We start from the raw sequence: 18,033 nt of genomic DNA on the forward strand, positions 1-18,033 counted from the left end.
CAGTTGCGCAGAAATCTGGCTTGTTCAGTCTACGTGAGAGACGAGTCCCGCACCGTTTTGGTTCCCGCTGGCCGTTTCGCTGCCTCACGGGCCAAGACGGCGGCCAAATCGCCCCTCTCCTCGACGACGACGGTGTCCAGCGCCAGCCAGTCGGCCATCAGGGCGAGCTCGGCTGCCAGCTCCGCAGCGGTCCCGGGCGGAGCTTCGGCCTCGGCGTGCGCGGCCCGGACCACGAGCCTGCCCGAGGCCCGGTCCGCTTTCAAGTCCACCCGGGCGCACAACCGGTCCCCCAGCAAGAACGGCAGGACGTAGTAGCCGTAGGTCCGCTTCGGCGCCGGCGTATAGATTTCGATCCGGTAGCGAAAGCCGAACAGGCGCTCCACCCGCTGGCGTTCGAACACCAACGAGTCGAAGGGGCTCAGGAGCGCCCTGCCGGTGGCCCGGCGCGGCCGGGCTGCCTCGGCGTGCAGGTACACGTCTCCCCTCCAGCCGTCCACCTGCACCGCTTCCAGCTTTCCGGCCGCCTGCAGCGTCCGCACCGCCCCGGCCGCGGCCCGCGCGGGCACCCGGAAGTAGTCGGCGAAGCACTTAATGGTCCCGATTCCGTGAGCCAGCGCTGCGGCCTCGATCAGCCTCAGCATCGCCTGCTCCGGATCGGGCCGGTGCTGTGCGTCGTGCGGGGCGGGCAGCACCCTTTCGGTCAGGGTGTAGAGCCGTTCGAACTGCGGAGTGCGCGCGGCGGCGCTGACCAGCCCCTCTTCAAAGAGGGCCTCCAGCACCCGCTTGACGGCGTTCCAGTTCCAGCCCCAGTCGGTCTTTGGCTGGTGCGCGTCATGACCGATCCGGTCGGCGACCGCCCGGGCGGTCAGGCCACGCGAGGCGGAAAGGGTGTCCAGGATCTTCGCGGTCAGGTCCCGGACGAGGTCCGGGTCCATTCCGGTCGCGCCAACCCACCGGCGCCGCTGCCACTGGCGGAGGTCGGCGAAATCCTGCGGCTTGATATAGCTGGCTTCGTGCGCCCAGTACTCCATCATGCGGCGCGGCGCTTTCCCCGCGAACCGGTGGAGGATGTCGACGTCGTAGCCGCCAAGCCTGGAGAAAAACGGCAGGTAATGCGAGCGCACCAGCACGTTCACGGAGTCAATCTGCAGCAGCCGCAGCCGGTCAAAGGTCCGGCCCACCTGCCTTGCCGTGACAAGGCCGGTGGGCCGTTCCTGAACCAGTCCCTGCGCCGCCAGCGCGATGCGGCGGGCCTGGGCCGGAGTGATGCGGGCTGTCATGCCTTCATACTAGGCAGCCGCGGCGGCAGTCAGGCCTTCGCGCCCGCCGACGAGCGGTAGGCCAGCACCTCTTCGCGCGCCTTGGCTTCTTCGGCGCTGCAGTCGGCATCGAGGGTAATCACGCCGTACGTCCAGCCGCGACGGCGGTACACGACGCTCGGAGCGTCCGTCGCCTTGTCGATGAACAGGTAGAAGTCGTGTCCCACCAGTTCCATGTTGTCCACGGCATCGTCGAGGGTCATGGCCGCGGCCGGGAAGACCTTGCGGCGGATCAGCACCGGCGAGTCTCCGGCGGGAACGTCATTGTCAATCTCGTAGCCGGTCCGATCCTCGGCCTGGTCCTGGGCAGTCGCCGCAGCCAGCGCCTCTTCATGCAGCGGCACGTCGGTGCTGGCCGGTTCCAGCGTGGCGGTGGCCTGGTGGACGGCGGTCGGGGTGTGGCGGCCGTGGTGGACCTTGCGGCGGTCCCGGGCGCGGCGCAGGCGCTCCAAAAGCTTGTTATAGGCAATGTCGAAAGCTGCAAACTTGTCCGCGGCCTTGGCCTCGGCGCGGACCACGCTGCCCCGTCCGAGCACGGTGAGCTCGACGGTCATCGAGCTTTCGGCATTGCGGGCATTGGCCTCTTTGGTGACTTTGGCATCAAGCCGCTGGACCTTGTCGCCCAGCTGCTCGATCTTGGAGATCTTCTCCTCAGCGTACTCGCGGAACCGGTCCGAAACGGACAGGTTGCGGCCGTTGATGTTGAATTCCATGGTGCCCTCCATAATTGCCTAGATGACACAACAGCGACCGAAAGAGGAACTCCTTTCAGCCGCTGAAGACGGGTTGCCTCCCTCGCGGGAGCCCATACCTCACGTTAGATCACTGACACCTTTTATTCACCCTTTACCCACGAATATCTACAACATTTCCCGACGATGTCCTGGGGCACTCCGACGGCCCGTGCACGGGCTGGGGCGTAATCGTTACACCACGCGTCCCACCGCGCGCTCATGAGGACGGGGGTCCGGCCCCCCCCGCCCCCACATCCACCGGCGGGTCCGGCGGGAGCCGAGGCGGCTGCCAACACCGCCCCGCCCAGGGGAAGTCCGCCGGCGGCACGCAGCGCCCGGGCCAGCTCACCCATCGTGGCGCCGGTGGTGAGCACATCGTCCACCAGGAGGCAGCACCTCCCGGCGATCAACGGTGCGTACCCCGGCGGCACGGCCATGCTGCCGGCAACGTTCCGTCGCCGCGCCGACCGGCCCAGCGCCTTCTGCCCGCCCGGGGAACCCGGCCGCCGCAGGCGCCGCACCGGGTCCACCTGGCGGACGGCGGGCAGCAGTTGCAGGCCGGCCGGCAGCAGGCCTTGCCGTGCCAGGCGGGACAGCAGCAGTTGGAGCGGATCGTAGCCGCGGCGCCGGCGGGAACTCCCGCGCGGGGGAACCGGGACCAGCACCCCTGCGGCGGGCCGGCCGGCCCGTGCCGCGGCCGCGTCCAAGGCTCCGGCCAACACGACGGCCAGCACCGGGGCCAGCTCGGTCCGTCCGTGATTCTTGAAGGCCAGCACGGCCTGGGACAGTTCCCGCCGGTAGGGCCCCCCGGCGGTCACCGGCAGCGGCCGGCCGGCCTCGTCCAAAGGCAAGGAGTCGGCGTCCTGCTCCACGGCCATCGGGCGCACCGTCGACCGCCGCAGCCGCCGCCGGCAGGCAGCGCACAGGACGTAATTCGGCGCACCGCAGGCCACGCAGTCGGTCGGCAGCAGCAGCCGGCCGAACTGTCCGGTCCAGATGCGCAGCGCCTGGGCGGCCGGGCTGAAATACAGCCTGTCCAGCCCGGCGCCCACGTCCGCCGTCGTCCTCATGAGCGGGTCCCTGCCATGCCTCCAGCATTGCCGCGCCCGGCCACGCCCGGGGTGACCTGACACCGGATGTGGAGACGGCCCGGACCGCGGCGGCTGTGGAGGGAGGGCTACCCCGGGAAGGACGGGTCGATGACCAGCGGCGAATTGCGCTGCGGGGCCCAGCTGTTGCCGACGCGGATGTAGAGCATCTCGTTGGTCTGGGCGTACACATCCTGGTCGCCGTTGCCGGCACTGATCTCCACCATCCCCTGCAGGGGCGCGGTCCGCAGGGTGCTGCCGTCCAGGTTCAGCACCTCCGCGGTCACCGCTTCTTCGGGCGAGGCCTGCATGACGACGACGGTGTCTTCGTCGGCCCAGACGCCGGAGTCCACCGGCACCGAGGGGTTCAGCCGCTTGGGCGTGGTGATGCCCCGTGGCCTGCCGTCCTGGTCGCGGACGACGCCGGCGATATAGACCGAAGTGCTCTCGCCTTCACGGGTGGTGATGAGCGCCCTGGAGCCTTCACGGGAAATCTGCAGCTCGGTCACGGTCCGTTCCGTCAGCCATTGGGCGCTGACCGCGACCGCTTCGTCCGGCTTTTCGATGGAAACCGCGGAGACCTTCCCGCTGCCGTCTCCGGCCGCCGCCCAGGCCCAGCCGAAGGGATCGACGCTGGGTCCGGTGAGGTTGCTTCCGGATGCCGCCTCCACCGCGCGGCGGTCCCCGCCGATCACGAACATCCGGTCGCGCTCGGCGGTCAGGAAAGCAAAGCGTTCCTGGTCCAGCGACATCGCCGGTTCGCGCGGCCGCAACCGTTCGACGGACGGCAGGCCCTCCGGCTTGACCGGCCGCGATCCCTCGTAGAACACCAGTTCCTCGTCCAGGACCCCGATCTGCACATTGCCGACCGCGGGGTCCGTCACCGCGGCCTGGAACTGCGGATCGGGCGAGTTGCCCAGATCCACTTCCCGCTGGTCCACCGTCATCTGGACGGTGGAGACAGTGTTCAGCCCTCCCAGCGTCAGTTCCAGCTGCTGTTGCATCTGCTGCCGGCGCAGGAACGTGGTGCCCGTCAGGACTTCGGCCGAGAGGTCCACGCTGGCGGCACCGGATTCAATCGGCACGGCCCGGCGCACCAGCTGCGAGCCTTCCGGGAAGGCGCTGATCACGGCGCCGGCCAGGTACGGTGCCGGCCCCTCCAGCATGGCGGCCACGATGGCCGCGGAAATGCCCTGCCGGTTGGCGAACCAGCGGACGTCCGGCACGGCATAGGTGTATGTCGGGTCGTAGTAGTACAGGTTGAACGGAGAGAACAAGCTGCGGAAGTCCACCGTGGAGACCATGGTTCCGTCGGGAACGCTGGAAATCCGCCATTCGCCGTCCACTTGGGTCAGTTCCACCGGCAGCGACTCGGTGGCCCCTTCCTCGGCCTGGGTCCGGACGCCCGATTCGTTGATCGTGGTATCGACTTCCACCTGAAGCACGAATTCGGTTTCGGACGGCGACCCGACAATCCTCACGACGTTCCGGTACACCAGCGTCCGCTGCACCGGCTGCCATTCGCCGGCCAGGTCCGGAGCCAGGAATTCGCGCGCGATCCGGTAGTCGTCCTGCGTGGCCGTGCCCGCCTGGATGAAGCCGGCGACGATCTGCTGCGGGGTGTCCCCCGGCGACGGCCCCGGCGGGTTGAAGGTGTAGCCGGTCCCCCCGGTTTCGCCCGAATCGGCCTGGACTGTGCCCACCGGCCCTGACATCGGGATGGAGGAACAGGAGACCAGCGCGAGCATGGCACAGAGCATGAGGACGACGGCGCGCAGCCGGGCGAGGCGGGCAGGGTCAGCTGGGATCCGGAACACCGTTTTCCTCCTGCTGTTCGAGGAGCACATTCTCGGCCACCAGCTGCCCGTGCCACGCCGAGGCACCGGCCGGCGGCAGCGGCAGCGGCGAATGCGTGAGCGTGCCGCCGCTATGCCGCGGCAGCGTGAGCCGGAAGCAGGCACCGTTGCCCGGCTCCCCCCACGCCTGCAGCCAGCCGCCATGGAGGCGGGCATCCTCCGTGGAAATCGACAGCCCCAGGCCGCTGCCGCCGGTGGTCCGCGCCCGGGCCGGGTCGGCGCGCCAGAAGCGGTCGAACACCCTGGAGGCTTCCATGGGCGTCATCCCGATGCCGTAGTCCCGGACCGAAACCGCCACGGCGTCGTCGGTTGCCCCGACCGTCACCTCCACCGGTTTGCCCTCGCCGTGTTCCAGCGCGTTGACAATCAGGTTGCGCAGGATGCGTTCGATTCTGCGGCGGTCCATGTCCGCGATGCAGCGCGGCTCGTGGGCGATCAGGCGCAGCTCCGACCCGCTGTTGTCCGCCAACGGCTGGGCGGCGTCGAGCGCGGTGCGGGCGATCTCCACCAAATCGGTCGCCTCCGCGTCCAGCGCGGCAGCACCGGCGTCGAAGCGGGAGATTTCCAGGAGGTCGGCCAGCAACGCCTGGAAACGCTCCACCTGGTTGTACAGCAGTTCGGTGGAGCGGGCGTTGATCGGATCGAAGTCCCTGCGCGATTCGTACAGCACCTCCGCGGCCATGCGGACCGTGGTCAGCGGCGTCCGCAGTTCGTGCGACACATCGGAGACGAACCGCTGCTGCATTTCGGACAGCGCGGCCAACTGCGTGATTTGCTCCTGCAGGCTGTTTGCCATGTGGTTGAAGGAGGCGCCCAGCCGGGCGAGTTCGTCTTCGCCCCGAACTTCCAGCCGCTCCTGGAGTTGTCCTGCCGCCAGCTTCTCCGACGCGATCGCCGCCTGGCTCACCGGGTGCACCACGGCGCGGGTCAGCAGCCAGACGATGCCGCCGACCAGGACCAGCAGCAACCCGCCGCCGATCCAGAGCACCCGGTGGATAAAGTCCAGGGTCTGCTGCACGGAGGAGAGGTCGTAGATCAGGTACAGCGCATAGGAATTGCCCGGCGGCAGCGACACCTTGGTGCCGAATCCGATCGCGGGGACGTCGCTGTCGCCCACCGGCAGGGCGAGCGCCTGGCGGTACTGCCCGGTGCCGGTGGCGACTTCCTGGGCCAGCCCTTCCGGGATGATGTTGGCGGTGATGGAGGTGTTCGACTGGCTGAACACGTAGAGGTTCTGGCCGCCCGGCAGCGGCGTCAGCAGGTAGTAGCGCGGCGCTTCGGCGCCGGTGCCTTCCAGCAGTTTCAGCGTGTCCGCCACCATGCTGGAGACGGTCGAACGGTCGCTGGCAGATGAACTCTCGAAGATCGTCTTGACCTGGGAAAGCCCGCGCCGGGACTCGGCCTCCGCCTGGTTCACCCGCTCCTGGTAGAGCCCGGAGGCTATCTGGCTGGAGAGGAACGCGCCGACGCCCATAAAGGCGAAGGCGGTGAGCAGGACGGCGGCCGTCACCGTGCGGAACTGCAGCGACCGCCGCCATTTCCGGTTCAGGAACTCGCGGGCCCGCAGCGTGGCATGCCAAGCGGCCTCAGCTGCCGCCTTCAGCTTGGCTGTCCACCGGCTGAGAACCGGCTCCACTTACCCTTGGCCGGCCTTGTAGCCGACGCCGCGTACCGTGAGCACCACTTCGGGGGCTTCCGGATCGCGTTCGATCTTGGAGCGCAGCCGCTGGACGTGGACGTTGACCAGTCGGGTGTCTGCGGCGTGGCGGTAGCCCCAGACCTGCTCCAGCAGCAATTCGCGGGTGAAGACCTGCCAGGGTTTCCGGGCCAGGGCCACCAGCAAGTCGAATTCCAGCGGGGTGAGCGAGATCTTCTCGTCCCCGCGGTGGACCACATGCCCGGCAACATCGATCACCACGTCGGCGATCCGCAGGGTCTCCGGTGCCCGCTGGTCTCCCGGCCGCAGGCGGGCGCGCACCCGGGCCACGAGTTCTGCCGGCTTGAACGGCTTGGGCACGTAGTCGTCGGCACCGGATTCCAGGCCACGGACCACGTCGGAGGTGTCCGACTTGGCCGTCAGCATGACAATGGGAACGTCCGATTCGCCCCGGATCTGGCGGCAGACCTCAATCCCGTCCAGCCCCGGGAGCATCAGGTCGAGCAGCACCAGGTCCGGCTTGCTGCTGCGGAAGACCTCGAGGGCCTGGGCGCCGTCCGCGCAGAACACCGGATCGAATCCGTCGTTGCGCAGCACGATGCCGATCATTTCGGCCAGGGCCTCGTCGTCGTCTACGACCAGAATGCGTGCCTTCATATCTCCCTATTGTTCCCTATTCACCTCATCCCTGGCGTAACGACGCACAGGGCACACCGACAGCGCGCCCACGGCCGGGCCCGCGCCGGGATGATAGGAACTGGCGGACCGAAACTATAGGCTGATGAGAGGTTAACACTTCGCCGGGGGCCTCCCGCCGTCGGCGACACGAGACGAGGAAGACGGGACGCGATGAGCCACGGGGCCAACGACGCCGGGCACGACAGCAGGGATCCGCAAGGCCAGGGCCCCGGCGGCTCCGGCTCCAACTCCGCCGGCTCCAACAGCCAGGCGCCGGGCCAGCCGGCGTGGGGGCAGCAGCCGGTGTGGGGACAGCCCGCGCCCGGCGCGCCGGAACCCGCGGGGGCGCCGCCCGGCCAGCAGCCTCCGCCCGCCCAGTCCGGGTGGGGCCAGCAGCCTCCGCCCGCCCAGCCCGGGTGGAACCCGCAGCCGCAGTGGGGACAGCCCGGGCCCGGCGGGCAGCAGCCGGGAGGCTGGCCCGGGCAGCCTGCCTGGACGGGCCAGCCAGGCGGCGGTTGGCCGGCCCCTGCCGGCCCGGGCCCCTACCGCGGCTATGTTGCTCCACCGAAACCGGGCGTCATCCCGCTGCGTCCGCTCGGCGTCGGCGAAATCCTCGACGGCGCTTTCCAGGCTGCCCGCAAGAACGCCGCGGCGGTCTTCGGGACGGCGGTGCTGCTCCAGGTAGTGGTCAGCGCGCTGGCCTGGCTGGTCGGCGGACTGATCATCTCCGCCTTCGGCGGCCTGCAGGTCATGGCGAACGAGGAACTCACGGATGAGTCCGCGGTGGCCTTCGGCCTGTCCATCATCATCTCTTCCCTGGTGCTTGGCCTGCTGTCCGGGGTGGGGATCCTGGTCCTGCAGGGCGTCCTTGCCATTCCCACGGCCCGGGCCGCGGTCAACCAGAAAACCGGCTTTGGCCTGATGTTCGCGCTCGCGAAGGGCCGGATCGGCGCGCTGGTCGGGCTGGCCCTGCTCTACCTGGCGCTCACTGCCGCTGCGCTGGTCGCGATCATCGCCGGCTCCTTCTTCCTGGCCGACCAGCTCGGCGTGTCCTCGGCCTGGCTCATCGTGCTGATCATCCTCGGGCTGACGGCGGTGTCGGTCTGGATCGGCATCAAGTTGATGCTGGCGCCCGCGGTCATCATCATGGAACGCGCACCGCTCTTTAGGGCGCTTGCCCGGTCGTGGCAGCTGACCGACCGCAGCTGGTGGCGGACCTTCGGCATCATCCTCCTGGGCACCATCATCGTCACGGTGATCACCTCCGTGGTCAGCATGCCGATTTCGTTCATCGTGGGACTCGCCGGTCCCCTGCTCGGCGATCCGACATCGGCCGAGAGCATGCTGGCGACCATGGGGCCGCTCACGCTGGTATCGATGCTGCTGTCTTCCATCTTCTCGGCCATCGGCTATGCCTTCCAAGCGGCCGTGATCGCCCTGGTCTATATCGACCTGCGGATCCGCCGCGAAGGGTTCGACGTGGTGCTGTTGCGCGAGCATGAAGCCTCCGGCGGCCAGGACACCCGGACCATCCCGGGACTCGGCACCGGCGCGGCGCCCGGCCCCGCGGTTCCCGGGCCATCCGGTCCATGGTCCACATGATCGTGAACCCCATGGGCGTGGCGCGGGGCTTCGCAGCTGTCCCCTTCGACGTTCCGGTGGAGCCGGGACCGGAAGAGGCACGTGAACTGCTGGTCCGCGAACTGGCCAAGGAGGAATACCAGGATGCCCGCCCCGGAGTCCTGGAATCGGTGCTGCAGGCCGTCCTCGACTGGCTGGCGGAGCTGATCGCCCAGCTCAATGGCTTCACCCCCAATCTCGGCACGCTGGTCCTGGTCCTGGCTGCTCTGCTGCTGATCGGCGCGGCCGTGTGGCTGGTCAAACCGCGGCGCAACGCCCGCCGCCGGGCGGCGGCAGAGATGTTCGACGGCGCCGTCCCGCTCACAGCCGACGAGCACCGCAGGAACTCGCGGGCTGCCGCGGCGGAAGGCGACTGGGACTCGGCGCTGACCGAGCGGTTCCGCGCGCTGGTGCGATCGATGGAAGAGCGGGTGGTTCTGGACCCCCAGCCGGGCCGCACCGCCGACGAAGCGGCCGCCGGCATCGCCGCCGCGTTCAGCACCGAGGCCGGGCGGCTGCGTGATGCCGCCGCCCGGTTCGACTCCGTGCGGTACGGCAAGGTGCCGGCAACGCGTGAGGACGTCGACCGGCTGGCAGCCCTGGACGATGCCCTGGCCGTGGCGACGCCGCACCCGGGCGGCAGCAGCCCGGCGCCGCTGGCGGTTCCACGATGAGCCGCGCCGGCGCCGCGGATCCGGCGGTTGCAGCACCCGGCGGCTTCGCCGGAGGCGCCACCGGAACCGGCGGCGCGCCCGGATCCCTGCCCGAAACCATCGGCGACGGCGGCTCGGTGCTGTCCACGCTGCGCAACCGGCTGCGCCGGTGGAGCTTCTGGCTCCTGTTGCTGGTGCTGCTGTGCGGCGTGGTAGCGCTGGAGCTGCTCCGCGGCCCGGCCGCCGACCGCGCCGAACTCTCCCCCGGCAACGCCGCGCCCAACGGGGCCAAGGCCGTGGCCGAAGTGCTCCGCCAGCAGGGCGTGCAGGTGACCGCGACGAATTCGCTGCAGGAAACCCGGGACCAGCTGAAGGCAGGCGACGCCGCCTTGCTGATCCACGACCCGGACGGCTACCTGACCACCGGGCAGCTGGAACCCCTGAAGGAGCGGGCCGCCCGCGTCGTGCTGCTCGAGCCCGGCTTCGAGGCGCTGCGGGCACTTGCCCCCGGCGTCCGGGCCGCCGGCGTCGTCCCTGCCGACGGTGGCAACCTCGCGGCCGGCTGCGGCGTGCCCGGTCCCGCCGCAGCCGGCGAAATCACCCGCGGCGGCCTGGCCTACCGCGGCGGCGGCGAGCTGTGCTTCGCCTTCGAGACACCCGCCGAGGACGCGGCCCCCTTCGTGGTGTCCGACGACGGCGGCACCATCGTGCTCGGCGCCGGACACGTGCTCAGCAACGAAGGCGTTGTCCGCGCCGGCAACGCCGCGCTGGCACTGCGCACGCTGGGAGCCACCGAGCGGCTGGTGTGGTACCGGGCGGGACTGGAGGACCTTCCGGTGTCCGACGAAGCGGTCAACCCCCTGAGCCTGCTGCCCGGCTGGGTGCTCCCGGTGTCCCTGTGGCTCATGGGGGTCGGCGTCGCCGCGATGTTCTGGCGCGGACGCCGCCTCGGACCGCTGGTGTCCGAGCCGTTGCCGGTGGTGGTCCGCTCGGCCGAGACGATCGAGGGCCGTGCCCGGCTTTACCAGAGCGCCAAGGCCGTGAACCACGCAGCCGACAACCTGCGCGCCGCCACCCTGACCCGGCTCGCCGCCCACCTGCGGCTGCCCGCAGGCGCCGCCAGCGCCGACGTCGTCGATGCGGTAGCCCGGGACAGCAGCCGCCCGCGGGCGGACGTGGAGCGCCTCCTGCGCCACGAGGCACCCGGCACCGAAGCCCGGTTGGCGACCTGGGCACAAGAACTGCAGCAGCTAGAGAAAGAGATAATGCACCGATGAGCGATCAGCCAGGACAGCAGCAGTCATCCCACTACGGCGGGGGCCCGGCCGTCGCCACGCCACCTGCCGACGACGACCGCCTGCGCCAGACGCTGCACGACGTCCGCAGCGAGGTGGCGAAAGCAGTGGTGGGCCAGGATGCCACCGTCACCGGGATGCTGATCGCCCTGCTGTCGCACGGGCATGTGCTGCTGGAAGGAGTGCCCGGCGTCGCCAAGACGCTGCTGGTCCGCTCGCTCTCCGCCGCACTGAGCCTGGACACGAAGCGGATCCAATTCACCCCCGACCTGATGCCCGGCGATGTCACCGGCTCCATGATCTACGACACCCACACCGCCGAATTCCGCTTCCGCGAGGGCCCGGTGTTCACGAACATCCTCCTGGCCGACGAAATCAACCGGACGCCGCCGAAGACGCAGGCCTCGCTGCTGGAAGCGATGGAAGAACGCCAGGTGTCGGTGGACGGCCTGTCCCGGAAGCTGCCCGAACCGTTCATCGTGGCGGCCACGCAGAACCCGGTGGAATACGAGGGCACCTACCCGCTGCCGGAAGCCCAGCTGGACCGCTTCCTGCTGAAGCTCACCATGCACCTGCCCGACCGGGACGCGGAAATCGAAATCATCCGCCGCCACAGCCAGGGCTTCGACCCGCGCGACCTGCGTGGCGCCGGGGTGCGGGCCGCAGCCTCCGCCGGGGACCTGGTCCAGGCCCGGGCCGCCGTGGCCCGGGTGGCGATCGCGCCGGAGGTGGTCGGCTACATCGTGGACCTGGTCCGGGCCACGCGCTCGGCGCCGTCGTTCCAGCTGGGCGTTTCGCCTCGCGGCGCCACGGCCCTGCTCAACACCTCGCGCGCGTGGGCGTGGCTGAACGGCCGCGGTTTTGTCACGCCTGACGACGTCAAGGCGATGGCCCTGCCGGCGCTGCGGCACCGGGTCGGCCTGCGGCCGGAGGCCCAAATGGACGGCGTGCAGGCCGACGACGTGCTGCAGAGCATCCTGGCCACCGTGCCGGTCCCCCGCTGAGTGACGCCGTGGCGATCACCGGACGTTTTGTCCTGCTGGCCCTTGCGGGCATCATCCCGCTGATGCTCTTCCCGCGCCCCGTCACGGTTCTGGTGTCCTGCCTGCTGCTGGCCGCGGCGGTCGGCGTGGACCTGGTGCTGGCGCTTTCGCCGCGCCGTGTCGGGCTGCAGCGGAGGCTGCCGTCGAATGTGCGGCTGGGAGAATCCGTGACGGCCGGGCTGCTGCTGGCGAACCATGGCCGGAGCCGGCTGCGCGCGGTGGTGCGGGACGGCTGGCAGCCCTCGGCCGGCGCCGCCAATCCGGAGCAGCGGGTGCGCCTTGCACCGGGGGAACGGCGGCTGGTCGAGGTGCAGCTGACGCCGCAACGCCGCGGCGACCTGCTGGCGCACCATGTCACGGTCCGGTCGCTGGGTCCGTTGGGAGTGGCCGCGCGCCAGGTCACCATCGGCCTGCCCGGCCGGCTGCGGGTGCTGCCGCCGTTCCATTCCAAGCGGCACCTGCCCTCCAAACTGCGCAAGCTGCGCGAGCTGGACGGCCGGGTGGCGGTGCAGGTCCGCGGCGCCGGCACCGAGTTCGACTCGCTGCGCGACTACGTGCGCGGGGACGACGTGCGCTCCATCGACTGGCGCGCCACCGCCCGGCGGCAGGCCGTCGTCGTCCGCACCTGGCGTCCGGAACGCGACCGCCGGGTGGTGATCGTGCTCGATACCTCCCGCACCTCGGCCGCACGGATCGAGGACGAGCCGCGGCTGGACACCGGAATCGAAGCCTCCCTGCTGTTGGCGGTGCTCGCCGAGCGCGGCGGCGACCGCGTGGATTTCCTGGCCTTCGACCGGCGGCCGCGGGCCAAGGTCGCCTCCGCGGCCAAAGGCAACCTGCTCAACCAGTTGGTCAACGCCATGGCCCCGCTGGAGCCGGAATTGATCGAAGCGGACTGGTCGCAGATACCCGCGGAAATCCACGCCTTGTCCTCGCACCGGTCCCTGGTCGTGCTGCTGACGGCGCTGGATTCCGGAGCGGCCGAGGAGGGGCTGCTGCCGGTGCTGGCCCAGTTGAGCGCCAAGCACACCGTGGTGGTCGCCTCGGTCAACGATCCGCACGTGGATCGGCTGCGCACCGTCCGCGACACCGTCGACGACACGTTCCGGGCCGCCGCCGCGGAGCGCGCCGTGCTGGAACGGGCGGCAGTCGCCGCACAGATCCGCCAGCTCGGCGCGGAAGTGGTGGACGCTCCCCCGCACGAACTGCCCCCTCAGCTGGCGGATATGTACATCCGGCTCAAAGCCGCCGGACGGTTGTAGCCGCCGTGGACGCCGTCAACGGCGGCAGTGGCCGCGGGCCCGCCTCCCGGCGCGGGTGGTGATGCAGTGGTTTCCGTCTACCGGATGGCGCTGGGGCCGGACTTCCGGCTGCTCCAGCCCGAACTGCAGGAATACTTTTCGCTCGCCCCGCCGGGCGCGGACGACGGCGGAACCGGAGCCAGCGGGATCGGCTCCGGCGTGTTCGACGTCGCCGGCTGCCCCCGTCCGGCGTTGCGGCCGTTCCTCGGCCTGACCAGCGGCGACAACGCCCTGTTCCCCGAGTACCAGCACAATGTGCCCTTCAGGATCGAGAACCGGGCCTCACTGAATGCCCGCGGCGAGCCGGAGCTCACCGCCGTCAGGACACTCAGCTTCCACGACCGGACCCGGATCGTGGAGGACCGGACCAGCTGGGACCGCGATCTGGGCCATGCCGTCGGTGCCCTGGGCCGCAGCGGCCGCCTGCTGACGGACGTGGCGTGCTCGGTCGGCGCCGACGGCCGGATGCGCCTGGCCTCGCGGCGTTGCCGGCTGGCGGCCGGTTCGCTCAGCGTCGGGCTTCCGCTGCTGCTGGATGCCGCGGCTTTCACCGAACAGTGGTGGGATGGATCCGAGCGCCGTTTCCGGATCCGGACGAAGGTCATCCAGCGCCAGTTCGGCACCGTGCTGGAATACTCCGGGTCCTTCTCGTACAGCCTCGTGGCCTAAGGAGTCAGCCGGTTCCGCCGTGCGTTTGGTGGGCCGGCCCCCGGGCTCAGGCCTCCGCGACAACCTGGTTGAGCGCGTCCGCCGCCTGGGTGAGCCGCTTGACCACCGCGCGCGCCGTGTCCGGCGCGTGTCCGGCCAGGCCGGAGGACGGCGTGATCCTCAACCGGGGCAGCCGCGTCAACGGCAGGCCCAGCTGCCGCCAGGGGCGAACGACGGAATCCACGAGCGCGCTGACCTGCGGGACGGTGCCTGCGGCCGGGTCGATGAGGCCCGCCCACACCGTTCGGTCCGCTTCCACCGCGGCCGCGATGGTTTCCCACTGCCGGGTGGTCAGCGCGCCTGTGGGGACGGCGACCCCGTCCAGGCCGCTGGCGGCCACGGCGTCGAGGGACGAATCCGCGGCGGGGATCAGGGCGACGACTTCCACCGCTCCGGCATCACGCAGGGCGGCGGCCACCAAATCCCAGGCGGCGGAGGCTTCCGAGGCCGCGACCGACCGCAGCGTGCGGTATCCGCTGGCCGTGGGGATGGTCCCGGCCAGCACGGCATCGAGCTCCGGCTCCTCCAGCTGGACCACCAGATCCGTGCCGGCCGGCAGCGCGGCCCTGACGTTGGCCAGGTGTCCGGCCGCACCTGCCGCGAGCGACTGGGCCAGGTCCCGCCGGGCGCCGGCGTCGATCAGGGCGCGTTCGCCGTTGTGCAGGTGCAGGTTTGCCGCCAGGGACATCGGTCCGCGCACTTGGACCTTGAATAGATTGCCGGGGCGGTCTTCGGCGCCGGCCACATCGGCCAGCACGTTCAGGTCGGTGCGCAGCGCGGACACAGCCCTGCGGTGATCCTGGCCCGGACGGTCCACCAGGCGCCAACCGTGCGGCTGCAGGTCGATGAACAGTCCCTCCAGCATGCCCGCGGTTCGTCCGGTGGGGTCCGACCCGGGGCCGCGGTCCGGCAGCTCGACCAGATGCGGCAGGTTTGGCTCGCCGAGTTCACCGCGGACGATGCGGGCAGCCTCGGCTGGTTCCGTGCCGGGCCAGCTGCCCAGCCCGGTGGCGCTCACGTGGGCGGGCCGCCCGCCGGCTGCAGGTGCGCCCGCGGCAGGCATGTCGGATCCGGCCGCCATCTCAGTTGCCGCCGTTGTGCTCGTCGGAGATGGCCTGATGGTGCCTGATGACCTCGGAAATGATGAAGTTCAGGAACTTCTCGGCGAAGGCCGGATCCAGATGCGCTTCTTCGGCCAGCCGCCGCAACCGGTTAATCTGGGCGGTCTCGCGGTCGGGGTCGGCCGGCGGCAGCTTGTGCATGGCCTTGAGGTACCCCACCCGCTGGGTCGCCTTGAACCGCTCGGCCAGCAGATAGACCAGCGTCGCGTCGATGTTGTCGATGCTTCCGCGCACCGCCAACAGCTCCGCCATCACCTCGGGCGCCACCTGGTCGGAGAGGGAGCTGGCGGTCGGGTCGTAGTCATCGGCAAGGTGGGGCTCGGTCATGCCACCAGTTTATGGTTCGGCCCGCGCAGTCGACGCACCGGTTACCGCTCTATGAAGTACCGCCGGTCCTCCGGGCAGGCCCAGGCCGGAGGAGGTTCGCTTCCGGCCCGGCCGGAAGAGTCCCGCTCCCCGAAGCGTGCGCCTTTTAGGAAACGTTGGCCGGGTCCCAGCTCAACGACCGCGCCGAGTCGATGGTTGCCTGGCCCAGCACCCTGGTTCCTTGGTAGAGCACCATGGTCTGGCCCGGGGCCACGCCGCGCATCGGTTCGATGAGGGTCACGACCAACTGCTGGCGGCCGTCGTCGCCGACCTCCGCCTGGGCCTGCGCCGCCACCGGGTCGCCGTGCGCGCGGACCTGCACCATGCAGTCGAACTCGGTGTGCGCCTGGACCTCGGGCAGCGGCAGGCCGGCCCAGGAGACTTTGATGCCGCGCATCTGGTCGACGGCCAGCAGGTCCTCGGGTCCCACCACTACCTTGTTCTCCTTGGGCCGGATCTCCAGCACGAACCGCGGTTTGCCGTCCGGCGCCGGCCGGCCCAGCTTGAGTCCGCGCCGCTGGCCCACGGTGAACGCGTTGGCGCCGTCGTGTTCGCCGACGACCTGGCCGTCCTGGTCAACGATGGAACCGGACTCCATCTCGATCTTTTCGGACAGCCAGCCGCGGGTGTCGCCGTCGGAAATGAAGCAGATGTCGTGGCTGTCCGGCTTGTTCGCCACGGACAGCCCGCGCCGTGCGGCCTCGGCGCGCACCTCGGCCTTCGACGGCGTTTCGGCCAGCGGGAACATGGAGTGCTTGAGCTGTTCGTGGGTCAGCACGCCCAGCACGTACGACTGGTCCTTGGCCCAGTCGGCGGCGCGGTGCAGTTCGCGGTTGCCTTGCGCGTCCTCCACCACCTTGGCGTAGTGGCCGGTGCACACCGCGTCGAAGCCCAGCGCCAGCGCCTTCTCCAGCAGGGCGGCGAACTTGATCCGCTCGTTGCAGCGCATGCAGGGGTTCGGCGTCCGGCCGGCGGCGTATTCGGCGATGAAATCGTCCACCACGTCTTCCTTGAACCGCTCGGAGAAGTCCCAGACGTAATACGGGATGCCGAGGATGTCGCACGCCCGCCAGGCGTCGCGCGAATCCTCGATGGTGCAGCAGCCCCGGCTGCCGGTGCGCAGCGTGCCGGGCATCCGGCTCAGGGCCAGGTGCACGCCCACCACATCGTGGCCGGCCTCCACCGCCCGTGCCGCCGCCACAGCGGAGTCCACGCCGCCGCTCATCGCTGCCAGTACCTTCATGAATTCGTTTCCCTACTGATTCGTTGTCTGTGTCCGCCGCGGCCGCCAAGGTCAGCGCCCCACCGCACCGGCCCGGTCCGCTGAGGTGTCAGCCGGACTGCGTGCCTGCGGTTTGGATGCTGGAGACGTGGCCGGCCATCCCGGCCTTCCTGGCCCGCGCGTATGCCTCCGGCAGCGCTGCCACCAGTGAGTCAACGTCTGACTCGGTTGTTGTATGCCCGAGCGTGAAGCGTTGTGCTCCGCGGGCTTCTTCTTCGCTCAACCCCATGGCCAGCAGGACGTGCGAGGGCCGGGGCACTCCCGCGGTGCAGGCCGAGCCGGTGGAGGACTCCACGCCGGCCAGGTCCAGCAGGAACAGCAGGGAGTCGCCCTCACAGCCGGGGAAGGTGAAATGCGCGTTGCCGGGCAGCCGCAGGCCCTCGTGGTGCGGGTCCGGGGTGCCCCGCAACACCGCCTCCGGGACGCTGCGCGCGACGCCGGCTATCAGCTTTTCGCGCAATCCCGCCAACCGTGCGGCTTCTTCCGGCAATTGCCCGACGGCGGCCTCCGCGGCCGCGGCGAACGCTGCGATCGCCGGGGTGTCCAGGGTGCCCGACCGGATGTCGCGTTCCTGGCCGCCGCCGTGCTGGACAGGCGTCAGCTTCACGTCCCGGCGGACCAGCAGCGCACCGACCCCCACCGGGCCGCCGATCTTGTGCCCGCTGACGGCCAGGGTGTCCAGGCCGGACGCTTTGAAATCCACCCGCAGGTGGCCGAACGCCTGGACGGCGTCCGAGTGGACCGGGATCCCGTGCGGCTGCGCGGCGGCGACGATCTCCGCCACCGGCTGGACGCTGCCGACCTCGTTGTTGGCCCACATGACGGTGACCAGCGCCACCGCGGCAGGGTCCGCCTCGATTTCCCGTCGCAGGGCCTCGGCGGAGACCACGCCGTGGGCGTCGACCGGCAGCCAGACCGCCTCGGCGCCCTCATGCTTTTCCAGCCATTCCACCGTGTCGAGCACGGCAGGGTGCTCCACCGGCGAGCACAGGATCCGCCGCCGCCGGGGGTCGGCGTCACGCCGGGCCCAATACAGGCCCTTGACGGCAAGGTTGTCGGCCTCGGTGCCGCCGGAGGTGAAAATCACCTCGGACGGATGCGCTCCGGCCGCGGCGGCGATGGTCTCGCGGGCATCCTCGACCACCCTGCGGGCGCGCCGGCCGGAACCGTGCAGCGAGGAGGGGTTGCCGCTGCGGCTGAGTTCATGGGTGAGTGCGGCCAGGGCCTGCGCCACAAGGGGCGTGGTCGCCGCGTGGTCAAGGTACACGGGCACGCCAATATTTTACATGCCCCGGCGCGCCTGGTTTCAGCC

The 18,033-nt window shown here is 70.3% G+C and carries 16 protein-coding genes; 6 read left to right on the forward strand and 10 right to left on the reverse strand.

What is annotated here, in order from left to right; genetic code table 11:
- Nucleotides 1-29: 29 nt before the first annotated feature.
- The 6 genes from AC5RV3_RS07870 to mtrA all read right to left on the reverse strand — a co-directional run bounded on the left by AC5RV3_RS07870 (nt 30) and on the right by mtrA (nt 7,311).
- The gene (locus tag AC5RV3_RS07870; RefSeq protein WP_494121643.1) at nt 30-1,280 is read right to left on the reverse strand and encodes a winged helix-turn-helix domain-containing protein; all 1,251 of its coding nucleotides are present in this window, start codon (nt 1,278-1,280) and stop codon (nt 30-32) included.
- Nucleotides 1,281-1,309: 29 nt separating this feature from the next.
- On the reverse strand, nt 1,310-2,032 hold the full coding sequence (hpf, locus tag AC5RV3_RS07875; protein WP_494113701.1) for a ribosome hibernation-promoting factor, HPF/YfiA family: 723 nt from the start codon (nt 2,030-2,032) through the stop codon (nt 1,310-1,312).
- 122 nt (nt 2,033-2,154) lie between these two features.
- Nucleotides 2,155-3,123, reverse strand: coding sequence for a ComF family protein (locus AC5RV3_RS07880; RefSeq protein ID WP_494121644.1), 969 nt, complete (start codon nt 3,121-3,123; stop codon nt 2,155-2,157).
- 107 nt (nt 3,124-3,230) lie between these two features.
- Nucleotides 3,231-4,958, reverse strand: coding sequence for an LpqB family beta-propeller domain-containing protein (locus AC5RV3_RS07885; protein ID WP_494121645.1), 1,728 nt, complete (start codon nt 4,956-4,958; stop codon nt 3,231-3,233).
- Nucleotides 4,939-6,633 carry an MtrAB system histidine kinase MtrB gene (mtrB, locus tag AC5RV3_RS07890; protein ID WP_494121646.1) on the reverse strand — a complete coding sequence of 565 codons (1,695 nt, stop codon included), beginning with the start codon at nt 6,631-6,633 and terminating at the stop codon, nt 4,939-4,941. Before mtrB ends, AC5RV3_RS07885 begins: the two co-directional genes overlap by 20 nt.
- A complete protein-coding gene (mtrA, locus tag AC5RV3_RS07895; RefSeq protein WP_493989146.1) occupies nt 6,634-7,311 on the reverse strand; it encodes an MtrAB system response regulator MtrA in 678 nt (225 codons plus the stop codon).
- A 192-nt stretch (nt 7,312-7,503) separates the two neighbouring features.
- Between mtrA and AC5RV3_RS07900 the strand changes: the two genes are divergently transcribed.
- The 6 genes from AC5RV3_RS07900 to AC5RV3_RS07925 all read left to right on the forward strand — a co-directional run bounded on the left by AC5RV3_RS07900 (nt 7,504) and on the right by AC5RV3_RS07925 (nt 13,913).
- On the forward strand, nt 7,504-8,934 hold the full coding sequence (locus AC5RV3_RS07900) for a glycerophosphoryl diester phosphodiesterase membrane domain-containing protein (RefSeq protein WP_494121647.1): 1,431 nt from the start codon (nt 7,504-7,506) through the stop codon (nt 8,932-8,934).
- Nucleotides 8,931-9,626 (forward strand): DUF4129 domain-containing protein, encoded by a 696-nt coding sequence (locus AC5RV3_RS07905; protein ID WP_494121648.1) that lies wholly within the window; start codon nt 8,931-8,933, stop codon nt 9,624-9,626. Before AC5RV3_RS07900 ends, AC5RV3_RS07905 begins: the two co-directional genes overlap by 4 nt.
- On the forward strand, nt 9,623-10,882 hold the full coding sequence (locus AC5RV3_RS07910) for a DUF4350 domain-containing protein (RefSeq protein WP_494121649.1): 1,260 nt from the start codon (nt 9,623-9,625) through the stop codon (nt 10,880-10,882). Before AC5RV3_RS07905 ends, AC5RV3_RS07910 begins: the two co-directional genes overlap by 4 nt.
- Nucleotides 10,879-11,904, forward strand: coding sequence for an AAA family ATPase (locus tag AC5RV3_RS07915; RefSeq protein WP_494121650.1), 1,026 nt, complete (start codon nt 10,879-10,881; stop codon nt 11,902-11,904). Before AC5RV3_RS07910 ends, AC5RV3_RS07915 begins: the two co-directional genes overlap by 4 nt.
- 8 nt (nt 11,905-11,912) lie before the next feature.
- A complete protein-coding gene (locus AC5RV3_RS07920) occupies nt 11,913-13,205 on the forward strand; it encodes a DUF58 domain-containing protein (RefSeq protein WP_494113562.1) in 1,293 nt (430 codons plus the stop codon).
- Between the two features lie 66 nt (nt 13,206-13,271).
- Nucleotides 13,272-13,913 carry a DUF4166 domain-containing protein gene (locus AC5RV3_RS07925; RefSeq protein WP_494113561.1) on the forward strand — a complete coding sequence of 214 codons (642 nt, stop codon included), beginning with the start codon at nt 13,272-13,274 and terminating at the stop codon, nt 13,911-13,913.
- A 46-nt stretch (nt 13,914-13,959) separates the two neighbouring features.
- Here AC5RV3_RS07925 and AC5RV3_RS07930 read toward each other — a convergent pair whose 3' ends face one another.
- The 4 genes from AC5RV3_RS07930 to AC5RV3_RS07945 all read right to left on the reverse strand — a co-directional run bounded on the left by AC5RV3_RS07930 (nt 13,960) and on the right by AC5RV3_RS07945 (nt 17,994).
- Nucleotides 13,960-15,033, reverse strand: a complete 1,074-nt coding sequence (locus AC5RV3_RS07930) for a uroporphyrinogen decarboxylase/cobalamine-independent methonine synthase family protein (RefSeq protein WP_494121651.1) — start codon at nt 15,031-15,033, stop codon at nt 13,960-13,962.
- A gap of 1 nt (nt 15,034) precedes the next feature.
- The gene (locus AC5RV3_RS07935) at nt 15,035-15,400 is read right to left on the reverse strand and encodes a chorismate mutase (protein WP_494113559.1); all 366 of its coding nucleotides are present in this window, start codon (nt 15,398-15,400) and stop codon (nt 15,035-15,037) included.
- Nucleotides 15,401-15,545: 145 nt separating this feature from the next.
- Nucleotides 15,546-16,682, reverse strand: a complete 1,137-nt coding sequence (mnmA, locus tag AC5RV3_RS07940; protein ID WP_494121652.1) for a tRNA 2-thiouridine(34) synthase MnmA — start codon at nt 16,680-16,682, stop codon at nt 15,546-15,548.
- A gap of 88 nt (nt 16,683-16,770) precedes the next feature.
- Complete coding sequence (locus AC5RV3_RS07945) at nt 16,771-17,994, reverse strand: cysteine desulfurase family protein (protein WP_494121653.1); 1,224 nt, start codon at nt 17,992-17,994, stop codon at nt 16,771-16,773.
- Nucleotides 17,995-18,033 lie beyond the last annotated feature (39 nt).

It is taken from the genome of Arthrobacter sp. Y3221114 (assembly GCF_059092625.1).

Coding starts and splice junctions, on each gene's coding strand:
- AC5RV3_RS07915 (WP_494121650.1), top strand. CDS start 10,879: ATGAGCGATCAGCCAGGACAGCAGCAGTCATCCCACTACGGCGGGGGC.
- AC5RV3_RS07930 (WP_494121651.1), bottom strand. CDS start 15,033: ATGGCGGCCGGATCCGACATGCCTGCCGCGGGCGCACCTGCAGCCGGC.
- mtrA (WP_493989146.1), bottom strand. CDS start 7,311: ATGAAGGCACGCATTCTGGTCGTAGACGACGACGAGGCCCTGGCCGAA.
- AC5RV3_RS07905 (WP_494121648.1), top strand. CDS start 8,931: ATGATCGTGAACCCCATGGGCGTGGCGCGGGGCTTCGCAGCTGTCCCC.
- AC5RV3_RS07910 (WP_494121649.1), top strand. CDS start 9,623: ATGAGCCGCGCCGGCGCCGCGGATCCGGCGGTTGCAGCACCCGGCGGC.
- AC5RV3_RS07870 (WP_494121643.1), bottom strand. CDS start 1,280: ATGACAGCCCGCATCACTCCGGCCCAGGCCCGCCGCATCGCGCTGGCG.
- AC5RV3_RS07900 (WP_494121647.1), top strand. CDS start 7,504: ATGAGCCACGGGGCCAACGACGCCGGGCACGACAGCAGGGATCCGCAA.
- AC5RV3_RS07935 (WP_494113559.1), bottom strand. CDS start 15,400: ATGACCGAGCCCCACCTTGCCGATGACTACGACCCGACCGCCAGCTCC.
- AC5RV3_RS07880 (WP_494121644.1), bottom strand. CDS start 3,123: ATGAGGACGACGGCGGACGTGGGCGCCGGGCTGGACAGGCTGTATTTC.
- hpf (WP_494113701.1), bottom strand. CDS start 2,032: ATGGAATTCAACATCAACGGCCGCAACCTGTCCGTTTCGGACCGGTTC.
- mnmA (WP_494121652.1), bottom strand. CDS start 16,682: ATGAAGGTACTGGCAGCGATGAGCGGCGGCGTGGACTCCGCTGTGGCG.